Here is a 24,518-nt window from a genome sequence, read left to right as displayed (position 1 = left end):
GCCCGATGAGGGGCTTGCGGTTTTTTTTCGTCCCGGCCGACCGTCAGTGCGGCAGGACGGCCGCCACCGCGTCTATGGTCCGCGCCACGGCGTCGGCCGCCAGGCAGTCCACGATGACGCGCCCGGGTTGGGCGCGCAGCCAGGTGATCTGGCGCTTGGCCAGCTGGCGCGTGGCGGCGATGCCCTGTTCGCGCGCGGCGTCCAGGTCGATCTCGCCGTCCAGGTGCGCCCACATCTGCCGGTAGCCCACGCAGCGCACGGAAGGCAGGCCCGGATGCAGGTCGGCCCTGGCGTGCAGGCCGCGCACCTCGTCGAGCAGGCCCTGTTCCAGCATGGCGTCGAAGCGCTGCGCGATGCGCGCATGCAGCGCGGCGCGGTCCGAGGGTTCCAGGCTGATGGTGAGATAGCGGTGGGCGCCCTCATCGGGCTGGCGCTGGCCGCGCAGCAGCAGGGCGGACATGGGCTGGCCCGAAAGCATGCAGACCTCGAGCGCGCGCTGGATGCGCTGGCTGTCGTTGGGCGCCAGCCGCGCCGCGGTGGCCGGGTCGAGCCGCGCCAGTTCGGCATGCAGCGCCGGCCAGCCTTGCTGCGCCGCGCGCGCCTCGAGTTCGGCGCGCAGCGCCGGATCGGCCCGGGGCAGGTCGTCCAGGCCGTCGCGCAGGGCCTTGTAGTACATCATGGTGCCGCCGGCCAGAAGCGGAATGCGGCCGCGCGCGCGGATCTCGTCGATCAGACGCTGCGCGTCGGCCACGAACTCGGCCGCCGAGTACGACTGGGCCGGATCGCGGATGTCCAGCAGGTGCTGCGGCACCAGGGCCTGTTCGGCCGGCGAGGGCTTGGCCGTGCCGATGTCCATGCCGCGATAGATGGTGGCCGAGTCCACGTTGACGATTTCCAGCGGCCAGCGCCGCGCCAGCGCCAGCGTGGACGCGCTCTTGCCGGCCGCGGTGGGGCCGGCCAGGCAGATCACCGGCGGCGCCGGATGGGAAAGGGAAGCGGAAGACAAGGCTATTGCCCGCGCAGGAAGAGTTTGTCCAGGTCGGACACCGACCACTGCACCCAGGTGGGGCGGCCGTGGTTGCACTGGTCTGCGCGTTCGGTCGCTTCCATCTGGCGCAGCAGCGCGTTCATTTCTTCGAGCGTGAGCTTGCGGTTGGCGCGCACCGAGCCGTGGCAGGCCATGGTGGCCAGCAGCTCGTTGCGCTGTTCGGTCAGCAGGCGCGACACGCCCACCGCGCCCAGGTCGCGCAGCACGGCGCGCGCCAGGGTTTCGATGTCGCCGCGCGCCAGCAGCGCCGGCACGCTGCGCACCGCGATCGAGGTGGGGCCCGACGGACGCAGTTCGAAGCCGAGTTCATCGAGCTGCGCTTCGAACTCCTCGACCAGCGCCACGTCCTTTTCCTGGGCGTGGAACACCACCGGCACCAGCAGGTCCTGGCGCGGCAGGCTGCGCGCGTCCAGGGCCTGCTTGAGCTGTTCGTAGACCACGCGTTCGTGGGCGGCGTGCATGTCCACCAGCACCATGCCGCGGCGGTTCTGCGCCAGGATGTAGATGCCGTGCAACTGCCCCAGCGCCATGCCCAGCGGATGCTCTTCGTCGGCGGGCAGGGGCGCGGCCGGCGCCGCCGCTGCCGGAGCGGGCTCGCGCAGGGTCTGGGCCTTGGGAGCCATGCCGTCGTCCAGCGGGCGGTAGAGCGATTTCCAGTCAGCCGCCGGTATGCCGGCGGGCTCGGCGTGCAGCCGGAACGGGACCTGGGTGTGCGGGCGTTGCGGCGCGGGCGAGGGTCGCAAGCCGTAGGATGCCGCGGCGCCGCCGTCGTGGGACGGCCTGGCGGGCTCGGCGGGACGGGGCGCGGGGGCCGGGGTCGAAGCCGGCGGCGCAACGGCCTGCGTCTCGAAGCCGGCGTCGTCCGGCTCGTTTGGCGTCACCGCCGACGAGCCGCCGGTCTGCGCCAGCGTCTGGCCGACGGCATGGGACACGAAGCGATGCACCGCGCCGCTGTCGCGGAAGCGCACCTCGTGCTTGGCGGGGTGGACGTTGACGTCGACCGCGGCCGGATCGATGTCCAGGAACAGCACGTAGGCCGGCTGGCGGTCGCCGTGCAGCACGTCCGCGTAGGCCGCGCGCAGCGCGTGGCTGACGGTGCGGTCGCGCACGTAGCGGCCGTTGACGTACAGGTACTGGCGGTCGGCCCGGGCGCGCGCGGCGGTGGGGCGGGTGATCATGCCGGCCAGGCTGACATTGCCCACCGAGTGCGACAGCAGCAGGCCGTGCTCGGCGAACTCGGCGCCCAGTACGTCGCGGATGCGCTGCGGCGGCTCGGCCGGCAGCCATTGGCGCTGCGCGCGGTCGTGGTGGAACAGGCGGAACGCGATCTGCGGGTGCGCCAGCGCGATGCGCTCCATCGCGTCGACGCAATGGCCGAACTCCGTGGCCTCGGAACGCAGGAACTTGCGGCGGGCCGGCACGGCGTCGAACAGCTGGCGCACGTCCACCGTGGTGCCGGGCGGGCCCGAGGCGGGGCTGACCTGCATGCTGCCGGCGTCGATCTGCCAGGCGTGCTCGCCGTCGCGGGTGCGGGAAATGATGCTTACCTGCGCCACCGACGCGATCGAGGCCAGGGCCTCGCCGCGAAACCCCATGGAAGCCACCGACTCCAGCTCGTCGAGCGAGCGGATCTTGCTGGTGGCGTGGCGCGCCAGCGCCAGCGGCAGTTCCTCGGGCGGGATGCCGCCGCCGTCGTCCGTGACGGCGATGCGGCGGATGCCGCCGCCTTCGAGCCGCACTTCGATCGCGCGCCCGCCCGCGTCGATCGCGTTCTCGAGGATTTCCTTGAGCACGGAAGCGGGCCGCTCGATGACCTCGCCGGCAGCGATCTGGCTGATCAGCAGGTCGGGAAGCGCAAGAATGGAACGGCGGTCGGTCATGTGGCTGGATATTTCTGGCATGGCTATGCGGACGATTTTAGCGTCATGGATGCCTGGGCTATAGTCGCTGACACGTTCCCACCTCAAGGTTGGCTTGATGCTCGAATTTTTCAATATGGTGCTCCACATCGACCAGACGCTGGGCGTCTGGGTCGAGCAATACGGCGTGTGGGTGTACCTGGTGCTGTTCCTGATCGTCTTCGCGGAGACGGGGCTGGTGGTCCTGCCCTTCCTGCCCGGGGATTCGCTGCTCTTCATCGCCGGGGCGTTCGGCGCCACCGGCCACATCGATCCCTTCCTGATGGCGGCGCTGCTGATCGCCGCGGCCATCATCGGCAATACCGTCAACTACACGATCGGCCGCTATATCGGGCCGAGAGTGTTCTCGATGAACCTGCGTTTCCTGGACCGCGGCGCGCTGATGCGCACGCACGCGTTCTATGAAAAGCACGGCGGCAAGACCATCGTGATGTCGCGCTTCATCCCGGTCGTGCGCACCTTCGCGCCCTTCGTGGCCGGCGTGGCCGACATGTCGCTGGCGCGCTTCCAGATGTTCAACATCCTGGGCGCGCTGCTGTGGGTGGTGAGCCTGGTGGCCGCGGGCTATTTCTTCGGCAACATCCCGCTGGTGCGCGAGCACCTGAACACCATCGTGCTGATCGGGCTGGCCGCGGCCATCGTGCCGGTGGTGGGCGCCGGGCTGTTCAAGCTGATCAAGGCCCGGCGGGGCAGCTAGCTCACATCCCCCAGCCGCGCCAGCGGCGGGTTGGCGGTGAAATACCGCTGGATGCCGGTCATCATGGCCTGCGCCAGCTTGTCCTGGTGCGAGGCGCTGCGCAGCAGCGCTTCTTCCTGCGGGTTGCTGATGAAGGCGGTCTCGACCAGCACCGAGGGGATGTCCGGCGCCTTCAGCACCGCGAAGCCGGCCTGTTCGACGCTGTTCTTGTGCAACCGGTTGATCTTCTTGATTTCGTCCAGGAAGGCGCTGCCGACCTTGAGCGAATCGTTGATCTGCGCGGTGGTGGACAGGTCCAGCAGCACCTTGGCGACCTGGCGGTCGTGGCCGCCCAGGTTGACGCCGCCGATCAGGTCGGCCGCGTTTTCCTTGTCGGCCATCCAGCGCGCCTGGGCGCTGGTGGCGCCGCGCTGCGACAGCGCGAACACCGAGGAGCCGTTGGCCGAGGGCTTGACCCAGGCGTCGGCGTGGATCGAAATGAACAGGTCGGCGCGCACCCGTCGCGCCTTCTGCACGCGCACGTGCAGCGGCACGAAATAATCGTCGTCGCGCGTCAGGTAGGCGCGCATGTAGGGCTGGCTGTCGATCAGCGCCTTCAGGCGCCGGGCGATGCGCAGCACCACGTCTTTCTCGCGCAGGCCGCTGCGGCCGATGGCGCCGGGGTCCTCGCCGCCGTGGCCCGGGTCTAGCGCGATGGTCAGCATGCGCTGCTTGCCGCGGCTGGCGGTGGCCGGCGGCGGCTTGGGCGTGGAGGGCAGGGGCGCGGCGGGCTGCTGGCCCGGTACGCGCGGCGGTTCGGGCGGATCGGCGCGGGTCACCGGGTTGCGCTGGATGTCTTCGAGGATGCGCGCCAGCGGGTCGTCCACGTCGGGGCCGCTCTGCTTGTTCAGGATGGCGATCAGCGGGTCCTGGGCGATCTTCGGGTACAGGTCCAGCACCAGCCGGTACTGGTAGTCGGCCACGGGCTTGAGGGTGAACACCTGCGGCGCCACGGGCTGCTTCAGGTCGAACACCAGGCGCACCACGTTGGGGCGGTTCTGCGCCACGCGCAGGCTCTGGATGTAGGGATCGTCCGGCCGCACCTTGGAGATCAGGTCGTTCAGCGCGGCGCTGATGGTCAGCCCTTCGATGTCCACCACCAGGCGGTGGGGGTTTTCCAGTGTGAATTGTTCGGCCTTGAGCTCGCTGTCGAGTTCGAGCGTGACCCGGGTGTATTCGTCGGCCGGCCAGGTCCGCACGGCGAGGATGGTCGCGGCCTGGGCCAGGCGCGGCAGGACCGGCAGGACGAGCAGGGTGGCTGCGACGCTGATCAGGCGGCGCCGGGTGGCGCCTGCCGAGGGGAGGGCGCCGCTGGGGGCGGGGGGACAATCGCGTTCAACCATGTTTGTCCTCGGGCGGTGTACGCGGTCAGGGTTGCGTCGCGTCCCTCGCCGGCGTAGGCCAGGGAAATCAGCAGGTCGGGCGGGGGTAAAAGACCCTCCGCCCGTTCAGGCCATTCGATCAAAACGACCGCGTCGTCACGCAGCAAATCCCGGAATCCTGCGTCCAACCATTCGCGCGAATCACTAAATCTATAAAAATCAAGGTGATAGAAGTATAAGTTAGAAACTTTATAGGATTCAAGTAGGGCGTAGCTCGGACTTTTGATTCGGCCGGTGATGCCGCATTCGCGCAACAATGCCCGTGTGAACGCCGTTTTTCCGGCTCCGAGGTCTCCGCGCAGGTGGATATGGGCGCCCGCCGGTCCGCCCTGGCGGCCGGACACCATGGGGGCGAGCTGGCGCGCCAGCGACTCGGTGGCGGCCTCGGAGGGCAGGTGCAAGTTCAGGCTGCAGAGAGGGGCGGACATGGCGCGGGGCGAGTGGTAAAAACAGTGAAGAAAGCTCGAAGGTACGCGCAATTATAGGAATGCGGGTTTCTGCTAACCTAGTATTGATTGTCATTCTCAATTTTACGTGGCCGGCGCGCCGCAGCCGGCCGCGATCGACGTAGCCACGGAGTTGCAAGCGCCATGAAGACCCGCATCGAAAAAGACACGTTCGGCCCCATCGAGGTGCCCGAAGACCATCTCTGGGGAGCCCAGACGCAGCGCTCGCTGCATTTCTTCGCGATTTCCACCGAAAAAATGCCGGCCCCGCTGGTCGAGGCCATGGCGCGCCTGAAGCGCGCGGCCGCCAAGGTCAACGCGGACCTGGGCGAACTCGATCCCAAGATCGCCGACGGCATCGTCCGCGCGGCCGACGAGGTGATCGCGGGCAAATGGCCCAATGAATTCCCGCTGTCGGTCTGGCAGACCGGCTCGGGCACGCAGAGCAACATGAACATGAACGAGGTGCTGGCCAACCGCGCCTCCGAGCTGCTGGGCGGCGTGCGCGGCGAAGAGCGCAAGGTCCACCCCAACGACCACGTCAACCGCGGGCAGTCGTCCAACGACACCTTCCCCACCGCCATGCACGTGGCGGCCGCCGTGCAGGTCGAGCACCACCTGCTGCCCGCGCTGAAGGCCTTGCGCGCCACGCTGGCCGCCAAGAGCGCGGCCTTCTACGACATCGTCAAGATCGGCCGCACCCACCTGCAGGACGCCACGCCGTTGACCCTGGGCCAGGAACTGTCGGGCTACGTCGCCCAGCTCGACCTGGCCGAGCAGCAGATCCGCGCCACGCTGCCGGGCCTGCACCAGCTCGCCATCGGCGGCACCGCGGTCGGCACCGGGCTGAACGCGCATCCGCAGTTCAGCGCCAAGGTGGCCGCCGAACTGGCGCACGCCACCGGCACGGCCTTCGTGTCGGCCCCCAACAAATTCCAGGCGCTGGCCTCGCACGAAGCGCTGCTGTTCGCGCACGGCGCGCTCAAGTCGCTGGCGGCCGGCCTGATGAAGATCGCCAACGACGTGCGCTGGCTGGCCAGCGGCCCGCGTTCCGGCCTGGGAGAGATCAGCATTCCCGAGAACGAGCCGGGCAGCTCCATCATGCCGGGCAAGGTCAATCCCACGCAGTGCGAGGCCGTCACGATGCTCGCCGCGCAGGTGATGGGCAACGACGTGGCGATCAACATCGGCGGGGCCAGCGGCAATTTCGAACTCAACGTGTACAAGCCGCTGGTGATCCACAACTTCCTGCAGTCGGTGCGCCTGCTGACCGACGGCATGGCCAGCTTCGACCAGCATTGCGCCGCCGGCATCGAGCCCAACCGCGAACGCATCGCCGAACTGGTGGACCGTTCGCTGATGCTGGTGACGGCGCTCAACCCGCACATCGGCTACGACAAGGCCGCGCAGATCGCCAAGAAGGCCCACAAGGAAGGCCTGTCCTTGAAGGAGTCGGCGCTGGCGCTGGGTTATCTGACCGAGGCGCAGTTCGCGGAATGGGTCGTTCCGGCGGCTATGACTAATAAATAGGTCCCCCCCGAAGCGCTGCGCGCTTCCCCCCCTGGGGGGGCGTCGCTGCGGACCGGCGGAGCCGGATCCGCGCGACCCGGGTCGGGGGAGGGCGGCTGTTCAGGGGAGGGCGTGCTTCGGAGGGCGATTCTTCAGCCCGTCAGCATCAGCCACAACGGGATCGACAGCGCCGAGAACAGCGTTCCCAGCGAAATCAGCACCGCGACCATGCGGCCGTCGCCGCCCATACGCATGGCCAGCACGTAGGCCGCGGAGGCCGTGGGCAGCGCCGCGAACAGCAGCAGCATGCGGGCTTCTAGCGGCGGCAGACCCAGCAGGCGCGCCACCAGCCACGCAATCGCGGGCAGCGCCAGCAGCTTGACCGACAGCATCCAGCCGATCAGCGCGCCATAGCTCTTGCCGCCTTCCCAGGACAGGCTGGCGCCCACGCAGATGATGCCCAGCGCGATGGCGGCCGCGCCCAGCCTGGCCAGCACCGTGTCCACCGGGCCGGGCAGTTGCAGCCCGGCCAGATTACAGGCCAGTCCCAGCAGGGTGGAGACCAGCAGCGGATTGCGCGCCAGTTCGCGCAGCAGGCTGCCGCCGCTGTGGCGCGCCAGTCCGTAGACCGCGGCGAGGTTGGCCATGGGCACCGCGAAGCCCACGATCAGCGCCATGACGGTCTGGCCCTGCGTGCCGCCCAGGCTGGCCGACAGCGCCAGGCCGATATAGGTATTGAAGCGATAGCCGCATTGCGCCGACGAGGCCAGCGCCAGCGACGAGGGCCGCAGCACCAGCCCGGCCAGCCACGACAGCGCCACGCCCGAGCCGATGACGGCGGCCGTGGCCTGCAGCAGCATGGCGGCGTTGCCGGCCGTGATGGGCGTGCGGATGATGGATTGGAACAGCAGCGCGGGGAACAGCACGAAGTAGACGAGCCGTTCCGTTCCGGCAAAGAATTCGCGCGAAAAACCGAGTTTGTGACGCAGCGCCCAACCTAGCGCAACCAGCATGAAATCAGGGAAAACCAGGAGGGCTACCGACATGGGCGAGTACGATTTGATGGGCGTCAAGCGCGCCGCGGCGCGCTATGCGACTGTAAGCATTTGCTGCTATTCTCCGACATTCTGGCGGCCGCGTGTGCCACAAGCAACCAACAAAAGCAGTGCGATTCGACCAGCACCCTAGCCGCGCGCCGTCTAAGTCAATGGCTGACCCGTCTACAGGCGGGCACATCACGCAGGGTCCCGTTCACATACGGGCTCGCATTATTGGAGGAAACACTTCTATGAACAACGTCCGCTCCCTGGCTGCGGCCATCGCTCTGGCCGCCGGCGCCCTCGGCGTTTCAGCCGCCCACGCCGCCGACGCATACCCGAGCAAGCCGATCCGCGTCATCGTTCCGTTCGCGCCTGGCGGTTCCACCGACATCATCGCGCGCCTGGTGACGCAGCGCATGAGCCAGGAACTGGGCCAGCCCATGGTCGTGGAAAACAAGGGCGGCGCCGGCGGCGCCATCGGCGCTTCGGAAGCCGCGCGCGCCGATGCCGACGGCTACACGCTGTCGATCGCCACCGTGTCGACGATGGCCGTCAACCCCGCCTGCCGCCCCAATGACCTGCCCTACGATCCGATCAAGGATTTCCAGCCGGTCACCAACTTCGCCAACACCGCCAACGTGGTGGCCGTGAACCCGAAGTTCCCCGCCAAGGACTTCAAGGGCTTCCTGGAAGAGCTGAAGAAGAACCCGGGCAAGTACTCCTACGGCAGCTCGGGCACCTGCGGCGTGCTGCACCTGATGGGCGAATCGTTCAAGATGGCCACCGGCACGGACATCGTGCACGTGCCGTACAAGGGTTCGGGCCCGGCCGTGGCCGACGCCGTCGGCGGCCAGATCGAAATCATCTTCGACAACCTGCCGTCGTCGATGCCGCAGATCCAGGCCGGCAAGCTGCGCGCCATGGCCATCGCGTGGCCGGACCGCATCGCCGCCATCAAGGACGTGCCGACCTTCAAGGACGCCGGCTTCCCGGTGCTGAACCAGCCGGTCTGGTACGGCCTGCTGGCGCCCAAGGGCACGCCGATGGACGTCGTGAACAAGCTGCGCGACGCCGCCGTGGTGGCCCTGAAGGACCCCAAGGTCATCAAGGCGCTGGACGACCAGGGCTCGGCCCCGTCGGGCAACACGCCCGAGGAATTCGCCAAGGAAATCAAAGAGCAGTACGACTGGGCGAAGGACGTCGTGAAGAAGCAGAACATCAAGCTGGACTGATGGCGCGCGGGGCGGCGCTGTCCGCCCCGGCTGCATGAATCACGGGCGCCTTCGGGCGCCCGTTGCATTTTGCGCGCGGCCCGCCCGCGTCAGGCGATATCGTCGAGCGCGGCCAGGCGCGCGGCGCAGCCGGCCTTGAGCCGGTCGATCAGGTCGCGGTGCAGCGCCGACAAGGGGTCCTGGTTGCGCACCATGATGCTGATGGGCACGCGCAGCGGCGGGTCCAGCCGGCGCAGGTGCATACCGGGGCGCAGCATGGCCTGCGCGGTGATCGCGTCCACGATGGCGTCGCCGCAGCCGGCGTCCACCAGCGCGCAGCCCACGTAATGGGTCTGCACCTGGATGGCGACCTGCGGGTCCAGGCCCTGCGCGTCCAGCGCCATCTGCAGCAGCGCGCCGGAGGCGTCGCACGCGTCCAGCACGATCAGCGTATTGCCGGCCATGTCGGACAGCTCGGCCAGCCGCAACGGCCCGCGGCCGGGCTTGCGGCTCAGGTGCACCAGCTCGGTGTGGCCCAGGCCCATGCGGGTCAGGCCGGGATAGTCGTTGGTGTCGAAGGTGATGGCCAGGTCCAGTTCGCGCGTGAGCAGGCCTTGCACCAGCTCGGCGCTGTGATGGGTGTGGATGTCGAAGGTGATGCCGGGCTGCGCGTCGCGGCTGTCGCGCACCACGCCGGGCAGCAGCCCCAGGCCCAGCGCGGGCGCGCAGCCCAGGCGCAGATGGCCGTGGGGGCGGTCGCGCAGGCTGGCGGCCAGCCGGCGCACGCTGTTGAGGTCCTGGTTCAGGCGCGCGACCTCGGGGGTGAGGATCTCGGCCTCGCGCGTGGCCACCAGCCGGCCCTTGACGCGTTCGAACAGCTTGAAGCCCAGCTGGGCCTCGGCGTGCGCCAGCAGCTTGCTGGCCGCGGGCTGCGAAATGTGCAGCGCGGCGGCGGCCTCGGTCAGCGAACCGGTGCGGCGGATCGCTTCGAAAATCTCGATGTGGCGCAGGCGCATGGCACGGGCGGGAAAGTCGATGAAAAACCGGATTCTATGCCGGATACGGCGGCGCGGCGCGTTGCTATGATGGACGCCTGCCGCCATGCCGGCGAACCAAGGAGCTTCCCATGCGCGCACCCGGTCCCGCCGCAGCGATCCTGCTGGCCGCCGTCCTGGCCCTTCCGACCGCCATGTCCTCCGCCTGGGCGCGCACGCCCCAGGCGGCCGAAGACCTCAATCCCGAAGCCGCCAGCGGCACGCAGGCGCGCCAGCTGGCCCGCGCAAAGCATTTCATGATGGCCTCGGCCAATCCGCTGGCCACGCGCGCCGGCGACGAGATGCTGCGCCGCGGCGGCAGCGCGGTGGACGCGGCCATCGCGGCCCAGCTGGTGCTGAACCTGGTCGAGCCGCAATCGTCCGGCATCGGCGGCGGCGCCTTCATGGTGCTGTATACGGCCGGCGGCGGCGCCATCCAGACCTACGACAGCCGCGAGACCGCGCCCGCGGCCGCCCGCCGCGACCGCTTCCTCGACGCCGCGGGCAAGCCGCTGCCGTTCGCGCAGTCGGTCAACAACGGCATGGCGGTGGCCGTGCCGGGCCTGCTGCGCGGCCTGGAACTGGCGCACCGGGAGCACGGCGTGCTGCCCTGGGCCGAGCTGTTCCAGCCGGCGATCCGGCTGGCCGAGCAGGGCTTCGCCGTATCGCCGCGCCTGCACAAGCTGCTGGCCGGCAACAAGGAACTGCCCAGGCAGCAGGCCGCCGCGGCCTATTTCTACGCGCCCGACGGCTCGCCCTGGCCGGTCGGGCACATGCTGAAGAATCCCGAATTCGCGCGCACGCTGCGCGCGGTGGCGCAGCAGGGCGCGGACGCGTTCTACCAGGGCGAGATCGCGCGCGACATCGTCGCCGCGGTGCAGGGCCATGCCGTGCCCGGCGACCTCACCGAGGCCGACCTGGCCGCCTACCGCGCCGTCAAGCGCGATCCCGTCTGCGGCGCCTATCGCGGCTATCGGCTGTGCGGTATGGGGCCGCCCAGCAGCGGCCCGCTGGCCGTGCTGCAGATGCTGGGCGAACTCGAGCAATACCCCATCGGCCGCTACGCGCCGGGCAGCGTGGAGGCGGTGCATTACTTCTCCGAGGCCGGCCGGCTGGCGTTCGCCGACCGCGATTTCTACGTGGCCGACCCGTCCTTCGTGCAGGTGCCCGTGAACGCCTTGCTGGACCCCGCCTACCTGCGCGCGCGCGGCGCGCTGATACGGCCGGACCGCAGCATGAAGGTCGCCTTGCCCGGCGACCCCGAAGGCAAGCTGCTGTCGCTGGGCAAGGACGACGCGCTGGAGCTGCCCTCCACCAGCCATCTGGTGGCGGTCGACGCCAAGGGCAACGCGCTCAGCATGACGACCACCATCGAAAGCGAATTCGGCAGCAAGATCTTCGTGCGCGGCTTTCTGCTGAACAACGAGATGACGGACTTTTCCTCGTCCTACCAGGACCCCGAAGGCCGGCTCGTGGCCAACCGCATCGAACCCGGCAAGCGCCCGCGCAGCTCGATGGCGCCCATGATCGTGCTGCGCGACGGCAAGCCGTACCTGCTGGTGGGCTCGCCCGGCGGCAGCGCCATCATCAATTACGTCGCCAAGACGGTGGTGGGCGTGCTGGACTGGGGCCTGGACATCCAGGCCGCCATCGACCTGCCCAACATGGGCAGCCGCAACAAGGACACCGAACTCGAAAAAGGCACGCCGCTGGAGGCGCTGGCGCCCGAGCTCGAACGCATGGGGCATCCCGTGCGCATCACCGAGTTTCCCAGCGGCATCCACGGCATCGTGATCGGGCCCGAGGGGCTGCAGGGCGGGGCGGACCCGCGGCGCGAAGGCGTGGCGTCGGGAGGGTAGGATGGGTGTAGCGCGAGACTATATGAATAAAAATTCGAATTCCGAGCGCGCGTAACCCATCGGGCGGCGCGAGCCGCCATTTTTTATGCTTGCCACGAAAATCGGCGGCTTTCGCCGCCCGATGGGTTGCGCGCGCTCGATACCTGAGTTCTTGCTTAAGGATTCTCGCGCTCCACCCCTCCTACGACCCGTCTCCCCGCGCTCCCTCGGCCCCGAGATCCGGCGGCAATCTCCGCAGCGTCGCCGGCGTGCGCGACAGCTTGATCGGGGAGCCGACCCCGCGGTAGTCGCCCTGTTCCAGCACCATGCCGCGATGCCGGGTATGCGGGTGCGCCAGCGCCTGGTCCACGGTGAGCACGGCGGCGGCGGGCACGCCGTTGCGCAGCAGGCGGTCGGCCAGTTCGGCGGCGTCGAATCCGGCCAGCAGCGCCGACAGGTCGGCGCGCAGCGCCTGGCGGTTTCGCAGGCGGTCGGCGTTGGCGGCGTAGCGCGGGTCTTCGGCCAGCGCGGGCGCTTCCAGCGTCTGCGCCAGCAGCGCGAACTGGCGGTTGTTGCCCACCGCCAGGAAGATCGGGCCGCTGGCCGTGGGCAGGGTTTCGTAGGGCGCGATGTTGGGATGCGCGTTGCCGCTGCGCGCCGGCACCTTGCCGCTGTAGAAGTAGTTGGGCGCGTGCGGATGCAACAGCGACAGGGCGCAGTCGTACAGCGTGATATCGAGGAACTGGCCCAGGCCGCTGCGCACGCGCTCGTTGAGCGCGAGCAGGATGGCCACCGCCGCGTTCAGGCCCGTCACCATGTCCACCACCGGCAGGCCGACGCGGGTGGCTTCGCCGTCGGCCTCGCCGTTGACGCTCATCAGCCCGCACATGGCCTGGGCGCAGGCGTCGTAGCCCGGCAGGCCGCCCAGCGGCCCGTCGGCGCCGAAGCCGCTGACCCGGCAATGGATCAGCGCGGGGAATTCCTGTTTCAGCGTCTCGTATCCCAAGCCCCATTTCTCCAGCGTGCCGGGCTTGAAGTTCTCCACCAGCACGTCGGCGTCGACCAGCAGCCGGCGCAGCAGCTCCTGGCCCGCAGGCTGCGACAGGTCCAGCGTCATGCCTTCCTTGTTGCGGTTCACGCCGACGAAGTAGGAGGCCGTGGCGCCCAGGAAGGGCGGCCCCCAGCCGCGCGTCTCGTCGCCGCCGGGCGGCTCGATCTTGAGCACGTCGGCGCCGTGGTCGGCCAGGATCTGCGTGCAATAGGGGCCGCCCAGCACGCGCGACAGGTCGATGACCTTGCAGCCGGCCAGGGCGCCGGCATTGGGGAGGGTTGCTGCCATGGAAAAGTCCTTCAGTCGATGGAGACGTGGGCGCTGGCGATGACGTCGCGCCACTTGGGCACTTCGGCCGTGATGAAGGCGGACAGGCCTTGCGGCGTCTTGTCCTGCGCCTCGACGATGCCCTGGCTGCGCAGCGTGTTGGCCACCTCGGGGTCGGCCAGCGCGCTCTGGAAGGCTTTGTTCAGGGTCTCCACGACCGGCGCCGGGGTATTTTTTGGCGCGACGATGCCGAAGAACACGCTGACGTCATAGCCCTTGAGGCCCTGTTCGGACAGCGTGGGCAGGTCGGGCAGGGCGTCGGAACGTTGCGCGCTGGCCAGGCCGATGGCGCGCAGCTTGCCGGCCTTGACGTAGGGCAGCGCGGTCAGGATGTCGGTGAACGACATGGACACCTGCCCGCCCAGCAGGTCGTTCAGCGCCGGGCCGGTGCCCTTGTAGGGAATGTGCATGATCTGGGTGCCGGCCATGCGGTTGAACAGAATGCCGGCCAGGTGCGAGGACGCGCCGTTGCCCGACGAGGCGTAGCTCAGCGCGTCCGGGTTTTTCTTGGCGTAGGCGATCAGTTCCTGCACGTTGGTGGCCGGCACCGACGGGTTCACCACCAGGATGTTGGGCAGGTGGCCGATACGGATGATGGGGGCGAAGCTAGTCTGCGGATCGTAGCCCTGCTTCTTGTACAGGCTGACGTTGATGGCCAGCGGCCCGGAAGTGCCGAACAGCAGCGTGTAGCCGTCGGGCTTGGCGTTGGCCACGTATTCCGAGCCGATATTGCCGCCCGCGCCGCTGCGGTTCTCGACGATGACGTTCTGCTTCAGCGGCTGCCTGAGCTTGTCGGCCAGGCGGCGCGCCAGGGCGTCGGTGGGGCCGCCGGGCGGGAAGGGCACGACCAGGGTGACCGGGCGTTCCGCGGGGAAGGCCTCGGCCGCCAGCGCGGGCGCCGCGGGCAGGGCCGCGGCGGCGGCCAGCAGCAAGGGGGCGAAGTAGCGGTTCATGTTTGTCTCCAGTGGTGGATGCGCGCCGGCTGTGCCGCCGGCGTCGGTTTACAGCGCGTATTGCAGGATTTCCCGGCAGGCGGCGCTTTCGTCGGGCGGGATGGCGTAGGGATCGCGCGGGCCCAGGCGATGCAGCAGCACCTGGTCGGCCAGCCTGGCGCGAGCGGCCAGCGCCGGGTCCGCGGCTTCCCAGCGCAGCGCGGCCAGGGACACCGCGTGGTACAGCAGCGACGCGGCCTGGCGCGCCAGCTCGGCGCGGTTTTCCCGCGCGGCGTGTTCGGCCAGCGCGTAGGTCTGTTCCAGCGCGCGGGCCTGCATGTCGGCCAGTTCGGGCGGGCAGGGCGCGCCCTCGGCCAGCAGGCGCTCGATGTGGGCGCGCAGCGCCGGCAGCGATTGTTCGCGCGTGATGGCGCGCAGCACGTCCAGCGCCACGATGTTGCTGGTGCCTTCCCAGATCGAGCCCAGATGCGCGTCGCGCACCAGACGCGGTTCGGTCCACTCCTCGATATAGCCGCAGCCGCCGCGCACCTCCATGGCGTCGCCGGTCACTTTGCGGGCGTCGCGGCAGGCGCGGAACTTGATGAGCGGGGTCAGGATGCGCGCCAGCGCCGGATCGCCGCCGCCCTGGTCGGCCTCGGCCAGCGCGCGCGCGGTCTGGAACATGACGCTGCGCGCCTGTTCGGCCCAGACCGTCATCTTGACCAGCTGGCGCTGCATCAGCGGCATGTCGATGAGCCGCTTGCCGAAGGCGCGGCGGTGCTGCGAGAAATACACCGCCTCGGTGACGGCGCGGCGCATCAGGCCGGCCGCGCGCATGCCGTTGGACAGGCGCGAGTTGTTGATCATGTCGGCCATTTGCTTGAAGCCGCGGCCGCGTTCGCCCACCAGCCAGGCCACGGCGCCTTCCAGGCGGATTTCGCCGCTGGCCATGGAGCGCGTGCCCAGCTTGTCCTTCAGGCGCAGGATGCGATAGTGGTTGTGGCCGCCGCCGGGCAGGTCGCGCGGCAGCAGGAACAGCGACACCCCCTTCAGGCCGGGCTGCGGCTCGCTGCGGGCCAGCACCATGGCGTAGCCCGCGTCGGGGTTGGAGCAGAACCACTTGTCGCCCGACAGGCGCCAGCTGCCGTCGTCCTGCCGTTCGGCCGTGACCTCCGTGGCGCTGACGTCCGAACCCGCGCCTTGCTCTGTCATGAACATGGCGCCCTGGCGCAGCGCGTCGAAATCCTGCGTGGTCACTTGCGGCAGCACGCGCGCCACGAGGTCGGCGTCGCCGAACTTGCGCAGCGTGCGGGCCAGCGAATCGGTCATGCTGACCGGGCAGCACAGGCCGAACTCGGCCTGCACGAACAAATGGCTCAGCGCGTATTTGGCGGCGGCCGGCATGGGCTCGGGCCAGCCCAGCACCCCGCCGCGGTGCGACAGCGCGGCCAGGCCGAACTCGCTGTAGGCCAGGCGTTCCAGTTCCACATAGGCCGGGTGCTTGTCGATGCGGGATTCGTCCTGGCCGGCGCGGCTGCGCACCGACAGCGTGGGCGGATGCTTGTCGGCCGTGGCGGCCAGCTCGTCCATCAGGCCGCCGGCCAGCTCGCCCAGCCGCTCCAGGTGCGGCAGCAGGTGCGCGTGCAGCGCCGGCGGCAGGTAGCGCCGGCACAGCGCCGCGGCATAGGGGTCGGCGTGGAACAGGTTCAGGCCGCGCGCATCCGGAATCGGGGTGGCGGCGGGCGTGGCGGTCTTGACGGGGGCATCCATGGCGGCATCCTGCGCAAAACGGGGGATGCCTCATGGTGCTTGCCTGGATTAATCTATACAAATACTGTTTTGATTTAGAACAATCCAAAAAAAGTATAGATAGGCAAATCAAAGGGAACGCGCATGGATCTGGACCCCCGCCTGCTGCGGTATTTCATCGCCGTGGCCGAAGAGCGCCATTTCAGCCGGGCCGCCGTGCGGCTGCACATCTCGCAGCCGCCGCTGAGCTACGCCATCCGGCAGCTGGAGGAAAACGTCGGCGCGCGCCTGCTCAACCGCAGCAGCCGCCACGTGGAACTGACCGACGCCGGCCAGGTGCTGTACCGCGAGGCCCAGACCCTGCTGCGCCAGGCCGAGGACGTGCGCACGCTGGTGCAGCGGGTGGACGCCGGCCTGCGCGGCAGGCTGCGCATCGGTTTCGTGGGGTCGATGCTGTACCGCGGCCTGCCCGCGCTGCTCAATGCGATGCGGGCCGAGCTGCCCGACGTCGAGCATGTGCTGACCGAGCTGAACTCGCACGACCAGATCGAGGCGGTGCGCCGCGGCGAGCAGGACCTGGGCTTCATCCACGCCAATCCCCTGCCGCCGGGCGTGCAGGCGCGCGACCTGGTGGCCGAGCCTTTCGTGGTGTGCCTGCCGCAGGACCACCGGCTGGCCGGCCGCGAATCGCTGCGGCTGGACGAACTGGCGGGGGACGATTTCGTGTTCTTCGCCCGCGCGGCCTCGCCCAGCTACTACGAGACGGTGCTGGCCATGTGCGTATCGGCCGGCTTCATGCCCGTGATCCGCCACGAGGTGCGGCACTGGCTGAGCGTGGCCTCGCTGGTCTCGCAAGGGCTGGGCGTGTCCATCGTGCCCGCCTGCCTGTCGCGCAGCGGCCTGGCGGGCACGCGCTTCATTGCCTTCGAGCACGCCGCGCGCTCGGTCAGCCAGGCGATCTGGCCGCAGGCCATGCGCACGCCGCTGCAGGAAAAAGCCCTGGAACTGGTGGCGCGGCACTATGCCGGGGCCGGGACATTGGGGGTACACTGACCCGGCCATGTCCTACCGATCGATCCAGCCGCTGACGCGCCGCAAGCGTTTCATTACCCGGCTGCGCCACTGCGGCCCTCCGGCGAAGCACTGAAACCCGTTCCAGGGCTTTTCGGTTTCTTCTCCGGAGTCGATCGTGGATCTTCCCTTTTCGTTTCGTCCGCGCCTCTTGAGCGCGTTGCGTGGTTACGACCGCATCCGTTTCGTGCAGGACCTGGGCGCCGGCCTCACGGTCGCCGTGGTCGCGCTGCCGCTGGCCATGGCCTTCGCCATCGGCTCGGGCCTCAAGCCGGAAGCGGGCCTGTTCACCTCCATCATCGCGGGCTTCCTGGTCGCCCTGCTCGGCGGCAGCCGGGTGCAGATCGGCGGGCCGGCGGGCGCGTTCATCGTCATCGTCTACGACATCGTGCAGCAGTACGGCGTGGCCAACCTCATCATCGCCACTGCGCTGTCCGGCGTGCTGCTGTTCGTGATGGGGCTGCTCCGGCTGGGCACGCTGGTGCGCTTCATCCCGGTGGCCGTCATCATCGGTTTCACCAACGGGATCGCGGTGCTGATCGCGCTGTCGCAGGTCAAGGACTTCCTGGGCCTGGCGATCCCCGAGATGCCGGGTGATTTCTTCGGCATCCTGGGCGCGCTGGGCAGCCACCTGTCCTCCTTCAATCCCTGGGCCGCGGGCGTGGCGCTGGCGTCGCTGGCGCTCATCGTGGCCTGGCAGCGCTGGCTGCCGAAATGGGGCGGACCCAGGGCCGCGCCGCTGGCGCGGGTGCCGGGCTCCATCGTCGCACTGGTGCTGGCCACGGCCGCGGTGGCCCTGTTCGGCCTGCCGGTGGAGACCATAGGCAGCCGCTTCGGCGGCATACCGGCGGCGCTGCCGGACTTCACGCTGCCGGCGTTCAGCTGGGAATCGGCCCGCTACCTGCTGATGCCCACGATCACGCTGGCGCTGCTGGGCGCGATCGAATCGCTGCTGTGCGCGCGGGTGGCCGACGGTATGATCGGCGACCGCCACGACCCCAACCAGGAACTGATGGCGCAGGGCATCGCCAACTTCGCCACGCCGTTCTTCGGCGGCATGCCGGCCACCGGCACCATCGCCCGCACCGTGACCAACGTGAAAAGCGGCGCCACCAGCCCGATCGCGGGCATGACGCACGCCGTGGTGCTGCTGCTGGTGATCCTGGTGGCCGCGCCGCTGGCGTCTTCCATCCCGCTGGCCACGCTGGCGGCCATCCTGATGTTCGTGGCCTGGAACATGGGCGAGTGGCGCGAATTCGCGCGCCTCAAGACCTACCGGCTGCCTTACCGCGTGACCCTGCTGTCGGTGTTCCTGCTGACGGTGGTGTTCGACCTGACGGTGGCGGTGCAGTTCGGCATCTTCGCCGCCTGCCTGACCTTCATCTACCGCATTTCCAGCCTGTCGCGCGCCGAACGCCTGACGCCGGCCGAGCAGCCGGCGCTGGCCGGGCTGGAGGCGCAGGTGGCGGTATGGCGGCTGTACGGCACCGTGTTCTTCGGCGCGACCAAGCTGGTGGAGTCGCTCGAGGACCATTTGCCGGCGCGCGCGCTGGTGCTGGACCTGAAGAACGTGATCTACGTGGACTCGACCGGGGCCGAGGCGCTGGAAAGCCTGAGCCGGGCCTGCGAGGCGCGCGGCGTGCGGCTGATGGTCTCGGGCCTGCTGGGCCAGCCGCTGGACATCGTGCGCCGCGTCGGCCTGTACCAGCGGCTGCTGGGCGACCTGCGGCCGGACGTGGCCGGCGCCACGGCGGCGGCCGTGGCGCTGGCCCGGGGGGAGCGGCAGGATTCCTAGCGGAACACCACCGTCTTGTTGCGGTTCAGCAGGATGCGGTGTTCGACGTGGCTGCGCACGGCGCGCGACAGCACCAGGGATTCGATGTCGCTGCCGACTTGGGTCAGGTCCTGGGCGGTCATCGTATGGTCCACGCGCTCGATGTCCTGGTCGATGATGGGGCCTTCGTCCAGGTCCGAGGTCACGTAGTGGGCGGTGGCGCCGATGATCTTGACGCCGCGGGCGTGCGCCTGGTGATAGGGGCGGGCGCCCTTGAAGCTGGGCAGGAAGCTGTGGTGGATGTTGATGGCGCGGCCGTTGAGCGCGCGGCACATGTCCTCCGACAGGATCTGCATGTAGCGGGCCAGCACCACCAGGTCGATGTTTTCCTGCTCGACCAGGGCCAGCACCTGGCGCTCCTGCTCGGCCTTGGTGTCGGGCGTGACCGGCAGGTGGTGGAACGGGATGCCGTAGGAGGCCGCCAGGCCGGCGTAGTCGTTGTGGTTCGACACGATGGCCGCCACTTCGGCGTGCAGGTGCCCGCTGTGCACGCGGAACAGCAGGTCGTTCAGGCAGTGGCCCTGCCTGCTGACCATGATGAGCAGGCGTTCCTTGCGGCGCGCGTCGTGCAGCTTCAGCTCCATGCCGTATTCCTCGGACATGGGCGCCAGGCGGGCGCGCAGGTCGGCGGCGGCCACGCCGGCCGGCGCGTCGAAGTGCACGCGCAGGAAGAAGCGGCCGGTTTCTTCGTCGCCGAACTGCTGCGAATCCAGGATGTTGCAGCCCAATTCGAACAACAGGCCGCTGACGCGGTACACGATGCCCGTGCGGTCGGGGCAGGACAGGGTCAGGATGTAGTCGTTGTGCTGCATGTGCGTAAGAAAGGGCTGAATGGAAAGTCGTGGAGGTCAGGCGGCCAGGCGGGCCAGGGTTTCTTCGGCCAGGGCCAGGCTGGCCGTCAGGCCGGGAGATTCGATGCCGAATAGGTTCACCAGGCCGGGCACGCCGTGCGCGGCCGGGCCGGCGACGACGAAGTCGGCCGCCGGTTCGTGCGGGCCGGAGATCTTGGGCCGGATGCCGGTGTAGCCGGGCGCCAGCGCGCCGTCGGGCAGGGCCGGCCAGTAGCTGCGCACGGCCGCGTAGAACACGTCGGCGCGGGCCGGATCGAGCGTGTAGTCCTCGACGCCGATCCACTCGGTGTCGGGACCGAACTTGGCCTGCCCGCCCATATCCAGCGTCAGGTGCACGCCCAGGCCGGCATGCTGCGGCACCGGGTAGATCAGGCGCGAAAAGGGCGCGCGGCCGGACAGCGTGAAATAGCTGCCCTTGCACAGGTAGTCGGCCGGGATGCTGGCGGGCGGCACGCCGTCGATGCGGCGCGCCAGCGCCGGCGCATGCAGGCCGGCCGAATTGATCAGCACATTGCAGCTCAGGCTCATGGCCTCGTCGCCGCCGAACTGCAGCTCGACGCCGCCCTCGGGGCGCACGCGGCCCGACACCAGCGGCGTGTGGAACACGCACTGGGCGCCCGCGTTCTCGGCGTCGCCCTGGTACGACAGCATCAGCGCGTGGCTGTCCACGATGCCGGTGGACGGCGAGGACAGCGCGGCCGCGCATTGCAGCGCCGGCTCCAGGCGCATGGCGTCTTCGCCCGACAGGAACTGCAGGTCGTCCACGCCGTTGGCGCGGGCGCGCTGCGCGATGCTTTCCAGCTGCGCGGCCTGTTCGGCGTCCGCGGCGACGATGAGTTTGCCCAGGCGCTTGTGCGGCACGCCGCGTTCGGCGCAATAGGCGTACAGCAGGTGCTTGCCGCGCACGCACAGGCGGGCCTTGAGGCTGCCCGCCGGATAGTAGATGCCCGCGTGGATGACTTCGGAGTTGCGCGAGCTGGTGCCGGTGCCGATGGCCTCGGTGGCCTCGGCCACCAGCACTTCGCGCCCGGAGCGGGCCAGCGCCCGCGCGATCGCCAGGCCCACCACGCCCGCGCCGATGACGACGCAATCGATATCTGCGCTCATGGGCTACCCCTTTTTTTCCGCGCGGTCGCCGGCCGGCGTCAGGTCGAAGCCGCCGGCATGGAAGACCAGCGGCGGCTCGGCGCTATGGCCGCAGCGCTCCACCTCGCCCACCATGATGATGTGATCGCCTTCGACGTAGCGGCTGCGGTTGTGGCATTCGAACCAGGCCGCGCAGTGGCCGTCCAGCATGGGCGTGCCGCCGGGCGCGCGGTGCACCGGCAGCCCGGCGTAGCGGTCCGGGGTCTTGCCGGTGGCGAAGCGGCGCGCCAGCGCGATCTGCTCGGCGCCCAGCACGTTGACGACGTAGCGCTCGCACTGCTCGAAGGCCGCCAGCGAGGACGAGCCGCGCGACAGGCTCCACAGCACCAGCGGCGGGTCCAGCGACACGGAGTTGAAAGAGCTCACCGTCAGCCCGATGGGCGCGCCGTCCAGGCCGGCGGTCGTCACGACGGTCACGCCCGTGGCGTAGCGGCCCAGCGCGGTGCGGAAAAAAGCAGCGTCAAAATCAGGGGAGGAGGCGGTCATGCAATCATGGATAGGGGGCGCGCCCGGCATCAGGGCGACAGGCGTTCGATCTTCCAGGCCGGGCCGTCGGCGACGTAGCGCAGGCGGTCGTGCAGCCGCGAAGGCCGGCCCTGCCAGAATTCGAAGGCGGTGGGCTTCAGGCGGTAACCGCCCCAGTGCGGCGGGCGCGGCGGCGCGTCGCCGTAGCGTTCGCGGAATTCCTGTTCACGGGCTTCCAGCTCTTCGCGGGTGATCGGCTGGCTCTGGCGCGAGGCCCAGGCGCCGATGCGCGAGCCGGCGGGCCGGCTGTGATAGTAGGCGTCCGACTCCTCGGCGGGGACTTTTTCGACCACGCCTTCGATGCGGACCTGGCGCTCCAGCGGCTGCCAGAAAAACAGCAGGCTGGCGCGCGGCTCGGCCTGCAGGTCCAGGCCCTTGCGCGATTCGTAGTTGGTGAAGAAGGTGAAGCCGCGCTCGTCGAATCCCTTGATCAGCACGATGCGCGCGCTGGGCTGGCCGTGGGCGTCCACCGTGGCCAGGGTCATGGCGTTGGGCTCGGGCACCTTGGCGGCCAGGGCCTCGTCGAACCAGAGCGCGAATTGCGCGAACGGCGAAGCCAGGGCCTGGCTTTCGAGCAGGACATGCTTCTCGTAGCTTTGACGCAGATCAGAGACGGACATGGGAGTAAGGGTCAGCGTTGATAACAGGAAGTTTATACCGCTTGGGCGACTGTCCCTATATTGACCCTGCTCAGGCCGCCGGCAAGCGCCGTCCGGCGGCGCGGCGGCGGCTTCAGGCGCCTTCCGGCAACGGGTGCCCTTCCTGCTCGAGCCGGCGCGCGATGGCGTCCAGGCGGGCGTCGTGGATGCCCGCGGCGCGCAGCGCCTGGGCGGTCTGCACCACGTAGTCGGTGCAGGGGCCGTAGCGGCCGGCGGCGCGGCGCACGATGGCCAGCAGTTCCGGTTCGGGCAGCGCCCGGATGTAGGCCGGATTGTCGCGGTTCATGATGAAGACCAGCGCCCGGACGTTGCCGCCGTCGGTGGTGCAGTTGATCCAGCGCGGCAGATAGGCGCCGGTGGACATTTCGCGCTCCCAGAGCGCCGGGAAGTAATTGGGCACCTGGCTGCCGGCCAGCCGGTAGACCACGCCGCGGCAGGAGCCGCCCCGGTCCAGGCCGAACACCAGGCCCGGGCATTCCGGCGTGCCGCGGTTGACGCGCGACCACAGGCACAGCGCCCGGTGATGGCCGCGCAGCGTGGCCAGCCGGCGCTCCACGAAGTCGAAGTCGGGGCGCCAGATCAGCGATCCGTACCCATATACCCATACGTCCTCGCCCGACTGCCAGTGGCGCAAGGCCTCGTCCAGAGAGGCCTGCCGCTCTTCGGGGGTCCAGAGGCGAAACGGCAGGCTGGCGCCGGAGGGAATGGGGGATGGGGTATTCACGGCTTACGGTCGGATTCGATCGGGGGATTGCGATTGGCCCAGCCGCCGGCCATCAGCGCCAGCGAATAGGCCCAGAACAGCGGGGCCACGCCAATTACCGCACCGAGCGCGCCGAAGGTCAACGGCAGGGAAACCTGGGAACCGTTGATCAAGGCCATGCGCAGGCCCACGGCCTCGGCCGCGCGCCCCGGGGGCGAGTGCTGGTGCAGCAGAGACAGCATGCTCGGCTGGCAACAGCCCAGGGCCAGCCCCAGGATGAAAGACAGCACGATCAGCACGGTAACGTCGGTGAACAGCGGGTAAAGCATGAAGTCGATGGCGGCCGTGGCCATGGCCGCGCGGACCAGCGTCCAGGAACGGACCCGGCGCTGGATCAAGGGCAATACCAGGCGAATGACGAAAGTTGCCGCCGCAAACGAAGCAAGAATGACCCCGATGGTGGTGGCCGACAGGCCGATGGCCACGCCGAAGATGGGCACGACGAACAAGTGGGTGTCCCAGGCGCCGGACAAGATGGTGTTCACCATCAGGATGCGGCGCAGCGCCGGCACGGCCAGCAATTCGGTGACGCGGCGGCGTTCGGCCTCTTTTGCGCCGGAAAGCAGCGCATCTGCCGCCTTCAATTGGTGACGCAGCATGTAAAGCCCGCCCGCCGACAGCAGCGGGCCCAGGGCCAGCAGCCCGAAGGCCAGGCGCGTGCCCAGGTGGTCGATGGCCAGGCCGGCGATCAGCGGGCCGGAGAAGCCCGAACCGGCCAGCGCCAGCGACATGAAGGAGAAATTGCGCAGGCGCTGCGCGGGTTCGGCATGGCCGAGCAGGTCCTGGGTGGCCACCTGGTGCAGCATGAAGCCGATGCCGATACAGCACGAGGCGATGAGCAGCGCCAGCTGCGTCTGGAAGACAAAGGGCAGCAGGGTGCCGACGGCGACCAGCGAGGTGCCCAGCACCAGCGGGCGGACGATGCCGACCCGGTCCACCCAGCGCCCGGCGCGCACCGAGAACAGCATGGGCAGGACGGCGAAGACCGCGACCAGCGTGCCGACCTTGAAGGTGGACAGCCCCATCTGCAGCGCCGTCAGCGAGACAGTAATGCGTCCCCCTGTCAGCGCCACGTGATTCATCATGGCCAGCACGCACAAGAGCGCCGCCCCGGAAAACTCCGGGGAACTTGGGGAAGAAGAGGGGGATCTAGGGGAACTGGACACGGCCACGACGTAACTGCAGCCATTCTGTCCCCAACGTCTACCAATGTCGAGGCAAGCTTGTTTTGCGCTGCCGCAAACGGTGGCGTGTAGAGGTTTCACGATAGGCATCATGTAGAGGCAAACTCCGGGGCTTATGGTGCAAGATGCCGGCGTGTTCGGCGCTTCTGGGCGCATTCAGCATGAGTATCCGCCGAAGCCGAACGCTGTATCGTTCTCACAACGGAACAATCAGACTGGTCCGGCCGCATCTTGCGGCTTTACGGTTTTTCACGGTTTCGACA

At 69.1% G+C, this 24,518-nt stretch carries 21 protein-coding genes; 6 read left to right on the top strand and 15 right to left on the bottom strand.

What is annotated here, in order from left to right; genetic code table 11:
* Positions 1 to 43: 43 nt before the first annotated feature.
* Positions 44 to 1,006: a tRNA (adenosine(37)-N6)-dimethylallyltransferase MiaA gene (miaA, locus tag AC1M14_RS22495; RefSeq protein WP_209166249.1), complete on the bottom strand. Its 963-nt coding sequence runs from the start codon at positions 1,004 to 1,006 to the stop codon at positions 44 to 46.
* A 2-nt stretch (positions 1,007 to 1,008) separates the two neighbouring features.
* Positions 1,009 to 2,928: a DNA mismatch repair endonuclease MutL gene (mutL, locus tag AC1M14_RS22490; RefSeq protein WP_102775503.1), complete on the bottom strand. Its 1,920-nt coding sequence runs from the start codon at positions 2,926 to 2,928 to the stop codon at positions 1,009 to 1,011.
* 97 nt (positions 2,929 to 3,025) lie between these two features.
* Between mutL and AC1M14_RS22485 the strand changes: the two genes are divergently transcribed.
* Positions 3,026 to 3,664 carry a VTT domain-containing protein gene (locus AC1M14_RS22485; RefSeq protein WP_102775648.1) on the top strand — a complete coding sequence of 213 codons (639 nt, stop codon included), beginning with the start codon at positions 3,026 to 3,028 and terminating at the stop codon, positions 3,662 to 3,664.
* Here the strand turns inward: AC1M14_RS22485 and AC1M14_RS22480 are convergent.
* Positions 3,661 to 5,046 (bottom strand): N-acetylmuramoyl-L-alanine amidase, encoded by a 1,386-nt coding sequence (locus AC1M14_RS22480; RefSeq protein WP_146196949.1) that lies wholly within the window; start codon positions 5,044 to 5,046, stop codon positions 3,661 to 3,663. The two genes, AC1M14_RS22485 and AC1M14_RS22480, sit on opposite strands and share 4 nt — an antisense overlap.
* Positions 4,974 to 5,513 carry a tRNA (adenosine(37)-N6)-threonylcarbamoyltransferase complex ATPase subunit type 1 TsaE gene (gene tsaE, locus AC1M14_RS22475; protein WP_479730495.1) on the bottom strand — a complete coding sequence of 180 codons (540 nt, stop codon included), beginning with the start codon at positions 5,511 to 5,513 and terminating at the stop codon, positions 4,974 to 4,976. The genes AC1M14_RS22480 and tsaE overlap by 73 nt, the downstream gene beginning before the upstream one ends.
* Before the next feature lie 162 nt (positions 5,514 to 5,675).
* Here tsaE and fumC point away from each other — a divergent pair, with 162 nt between their 5' ends.
* Positions 5,676 to 7,061 carry a class II fumarate hydratase gene (gene fumC / locus AC1M14_RS22470; protein ID WP_479730494.1) on the top strand — a complete coding sequence of 462 codons (1,386 nt, stop codon included), beginning with the start codon at positions 5,676 to 5,678 and terminating at the stop codon, positions 7,059 to 7,061.
* 131 nt (positions 7,062 to 7,192) lie between these two features.
* Here the strand turns inward: fumC and AC1M14_RS22465 are convergent, their stop codons facing one another.
* On the bottom strand, positions 7,193 to 8,086 hold the full coding sequence (locus AC1M14_RS22465; RefSeq protein WP_479730493.1) for an AEC family transporter: 894 nt from the start codon (positions 8,084 to 8,086) through the stop codon (positions 7,193 to 7,195).
* Between the two features lie 242 nt (positions 8,087 to 8,328).
* On the opposite strand from AC1M14_RS22465, the gene AC1M14_RS22460 reads away from it, so the two are divergent.
* Positions 8,329 to 9,312 (top strand): tripartite tricarboxylate transporter substrate binding protein BugE, encoded by a 984-nt coding sequence (locus AC1M14_RS22460; protein ID WP_102775506.1) that lies wholly within the window; start codon positions 8,329 to 8,331, stop codon positions 9,310 to 9,312.
* Positions 9,313 to 9,401: 89 nt separating this feature from the next.
* Here the strand turns inward: AC1M14_RS22460 and AC1M14_RS22455 are convergent, their stop codons facing one another.
* Positions 9,402 to 10,307, bottom strand: a complete 906-nt coding sequence (locus AC1M14_RS22455; protein ID WP_209166813.1) for a LysR substrate-binding domain-containing protein — start codon at positions 10,305 to 10,307, stop codon at positions 9,402 to 9,404.
* Positions 10,308 to 10,417: 110 nt separating this feature from the next.
* Between AC1M14_RS22455 and ggt the strand changes: the two genes are divergently transcribed.
* A complete protein-coding gene (gene ggt / locus AC1M14_RS22450; RefSeq protein WP_479730492.1) occupies positions 10,418 to 12,184 on the top strand; it encodes a gamma-glutamyltransferase in 1,767 nt (588 codons plus the stop codon).
* Positions 12,185 to 12,365: 181 nt separating this feature from the next.
* On the opposite strand, the gene AC1M14_RS22445 is transcribed toward ggt, so the two are convergent.
* The 3 genes from AC1M14_RS22445 to AC1M14_RS22435 are packed head-to-tail and all read right to left on the bottom strand — an operon-like array spanning position 12,366 to position 16,243.
* On the bottom strand, positions 12,366 to 13,502 hold the full coding sequence (locus AC1M14_RS22445; protein WP_479730491.1) for a CaiB/BaiF CoA transferase family protein: 1,137 nt from the start codon (positions 13,500 to 13,502) through the stop codon (positions 12,366 to 12,368).
* A gap of 11 nt (positions 13,503 to 13,513) precedes the next feature.
* A complete protein-coding gene (locus tag AC1M14_RS22440) occupies positions 13,514 to 14,494 on the bottom strand; it encodes a Bug family tripartite tricarboxylate transporter substrate binding protein (protein WP_111826412.1) in 981 nt (326 codons plus the stop codon).
* Between the two features lie 48 nt (positions 14,495 to 14,542).
* A complete protein-coding gene (locus tag AC1M14_RS22435; RefSeq protein ID WP_479730490.1) occupies positions 14,543 to 16,243 on the bottom strand; it encodes an acyl-CoA dehydrogenase family protein in 1,701 nt (566 codons plus the stop codon).
* A gap of 123 nt (positions 16,244 to 16,366) precedes the next feature.
* On the opposite strand from AC1M14_RS22435, the gene AC1M14_RS22430 reads away from it, so the two are divergent.
* Together AC1M14_RS22430 and AC1M14_RS22425 are read left to right on the top strand one after the other, a co-directional pair.
* Entirely contained in the window at positions 16,367 to 17,275 is a 909-nt protein-coding gene (locus AC1M14_RS22430) for a LysR family transcriptional regulator (protein ID WP_102775511.1), read from the top strand.
* Between the two features lie 136 nt (positions 17,276 to 17,411).
* Positions 17,412 to 19,088 carry a SulP family inorganic anion transporter gene (locus AC1M14_RS22425; RefSeq protein WP_479730489.1) on the top strand — a complete coding sequence of 559 codons (1,677 nt, stop codon included), beginning with the start codon at positions 17,412 to 17,414 and terminating at the stop codon, positions 19,086 to 19,088.
* Here AC1M14_RS22425 and purU read toward each other — a convergent pair.
* The 6 genes from purU to AC1M14_RS22395 form a co-directional block, all read right to left on the bottom strand.
* Positions 19,085 to 19,939, bottom strand: coding sequence for a formyltetrahydrofolate deformylase (purU, locus tag AC1M14_RS22420; protein ID WP_111826415.1), 855 nt, complete (start codon positions 19,937 to 19,939; stop codon positions 19,085 to 19,087). The two genes, AC1M14_RS22425 and purU, sit on opposite strands and share 4 nt — an antisense overlap.
* 36 nt (positions 19,940 to 19,975) lie before the next feature.
* On the bottom strand, positions 19,976 to 21,085 hold the full coding sequence (locus tag AC1M14_RS22415) for an NAD(P)/FAD-dependent oxidoreductase (RefSeq protein WP_479730488.1): 1,110 nt from the start codon (positions 21,083 to 21,085) through the stop codon (positions 19,976 to 19,978).
* 3 nt (positions 21,086 to 21,088) lie between these two features.
* Positions 21,089 to 21,610: a flavin reductase family protein gene (locus AC1M14_RS22410; RefSeq protein WP_102775515.1), complete on the bottom strand. Its 522-nt coding sequence runs from the start codon at positions 21,608 to 21,610 to the stop codon at positions 21,089 to 21,091.
* 29 nt (positions 21,611 to 21,639) lie between these two features.
* A complete protein-coding gene (gene pdxH / locus AC1M14_RS22405) occupies positions 21,640 to 22,269 on the bottom strand; it encodes a pyridoxamine 5'-phosphate oxidase (protein WP_479730487.1) in 630 nt (209 codons plus the stop codon).
* Positions 22,270 to 22,381: 112 nt separating this feature from the next.
* On the bottom strand, positions 22,382 to 23,032 hold the full coding sequence (locus AC1M14_RS22400; RefSeq protein ID WP_209166817.1) for a gamma-glutamylcyclotransferase: 651 nt from the start codon (positions 23,030 to 23,032) through the stop codon (positions 22,382 to 22,384).
* Positions 23,029 to 24,156 (bottom strand): MFS transporter, encoded by a 1,128-nt coding sequence (locus tag AC1M14_RS22395; RefSeq protein WP_168202233.1) that lies wholly within the window; start codon positions 24,154 to 24,156, stop codon positions 23,029 to 23,031. The genes AC1M14_RS22400 and AC1M14_RS22395 overlap by 4 nt, the downstream gene beginning before the upstream one ends.
* Positions 24,157 to 24,518 lie beyond the last annotated feature (362 nt).

The sequence above is a fragment of the Achromobacter sp. SX5 genome (assembly GCF_056711425.1).
The sequence above is the reverse complement of the archived record's forward strand: the minus strand, read 5'-3'. Positions and strand labels throughout refer to the sequence as shown.

What these genes read in the sequence shown, in the direction of transcription:
- mutL (WP_102775503.1), bottom strand. Translation starts at nt 2,928, where the DNA reads ATGACCGACCGCCGTTCCATTCTTGCGCTTCCCGACCTGCTGATCAGC.
- AC1M14_RS22485 (WP_102775648.1), top strand. Translation starts at nt 3,026, where the DNA reads ATGCTCGAATTTTTCAATATGGTGCTCCACATCGACCAGACGCTGGGC.
- AC1M14_RS22480 (WP_146196949.1), bottom strand. Translation starts at nt 5,046, where the DNA reads ATGGTTGAACGCGATTGTCCCCCCGCCCCCAGCGGCGCCCTCCCCTCG.
- tsaE (WP_479730495.1), bottom strand. Translation starts at nt 5,513, where the DNA reads ATGTCCGCCCCTCTCTGCAGCCTGAACTTGCACCTGCCCTCCGAGGCC.
- fumC (WP_479730494.1), top strand. Translation starts at nt 5,676, where the DNA reads ATGAAGACCCGCATCGAAAAAGACACGTTCGGCCCCATCGAGGTGCCC.
- AC1M14_RS22465 (WP_479730493.1), bottom strand. Translation starts at nt 8,086, where the DNA reads ATGTCGGTAGCCCTCCTGGTTTTCCCTGATTTCATGCTGGTTGCGCTA.
- AC1M14_RS22460 (WP_102775506.1), top strand. Translation starts at nt 8,329, where the DNA reads ATGAACAACGTCCGCTCCCTGGCTGCGGCCATCGCTCTGGCCGCCGGC.
- AC1M14_RS22455 (WP_209166813.1), bottom strand. Translation starts at nt 10,307, where the DNA reads ATGCGCCTGCGCCACATCGAGATTTTCGAAGCGATCCGCCGCACCGGT.
- ggt (WP_479730492.1), top strand. Translation starts at nt 10,418, where the DNA reads ATGCGCGCACCCGGTCCCGCCGCAGCGATCCTGCTGGCCGCCGTCCTG.
- AC1M14_RS22445 (WP_479730491.1), bottom strand. Translation starts at nt 13,502, where the DNA reads ATGGCAGCAACCCTCCCCAATGCCGGCGCCCTGGCCGGCTGCAAGGTC.
- AC1M14_RS22440 (WP_111826412.1), bottom strand. Translation starts at nt 14,494, where the DNA reads ATGAACCGCTACTTCGCCCCCTTGCTGCTGGCCGCCGCCGCGGCCCTG.
- AC1M14_RS22435 (WP_479730490.1), bottom strand. Translation starts at nt 16,243, where the DNA reads ATGGATGCCCCCGTCAAGACCGCCACGCCCGCCGCCACCCCGATTCCG.
- AC1M14_RS22430 (WP_102775511.1), top strand. Translation starts at nt 16,367, where the DNA reads ATGGATCTGGACCCCCGCCTGCTGCGGTATTTCATCGCCGTGGCCGAA.
- purU (WP_111826415.1), bottom strand. Translation starts at nt 19,939, where the DNA reads ATGCAGCACAACGACTACATCCTGACCCTGTCCTGCCCCGACCGCACG.
- AC1M14_RS22415 (WP_479730488.1), bottom strand. Translation starts at nt 21,085, where the DNA reads ATGAGCGCAGATATCGATTGCGTCGTCATCGGCGCGGGCGTGGTGGGC.
- AC1M14_RS22410 (WP_102775515.1), bottom strand. Translation starts at nt 21,610, where the DNA reads ATGACCGCCTCCTCCCCTGATTTTGACGCTGCTTTTTTCCGCACCGCG.
- pdxH (WP_479730487.1), bottom strand. Translation starts at nt 22,269, where the DNA reads ATGTCCGTCTCTGATCTGCGTCAAAGCTACGAGAAGCATGTCCTGCTC.
- AC1M14_RS22395 (WP_168202233.1), bottom strand. Translation starts at nt 24,156, where the DNA reads ATGATGAATCACGTGGCGCTGACAGGGGGACGCATTACTGTCTCGCTG.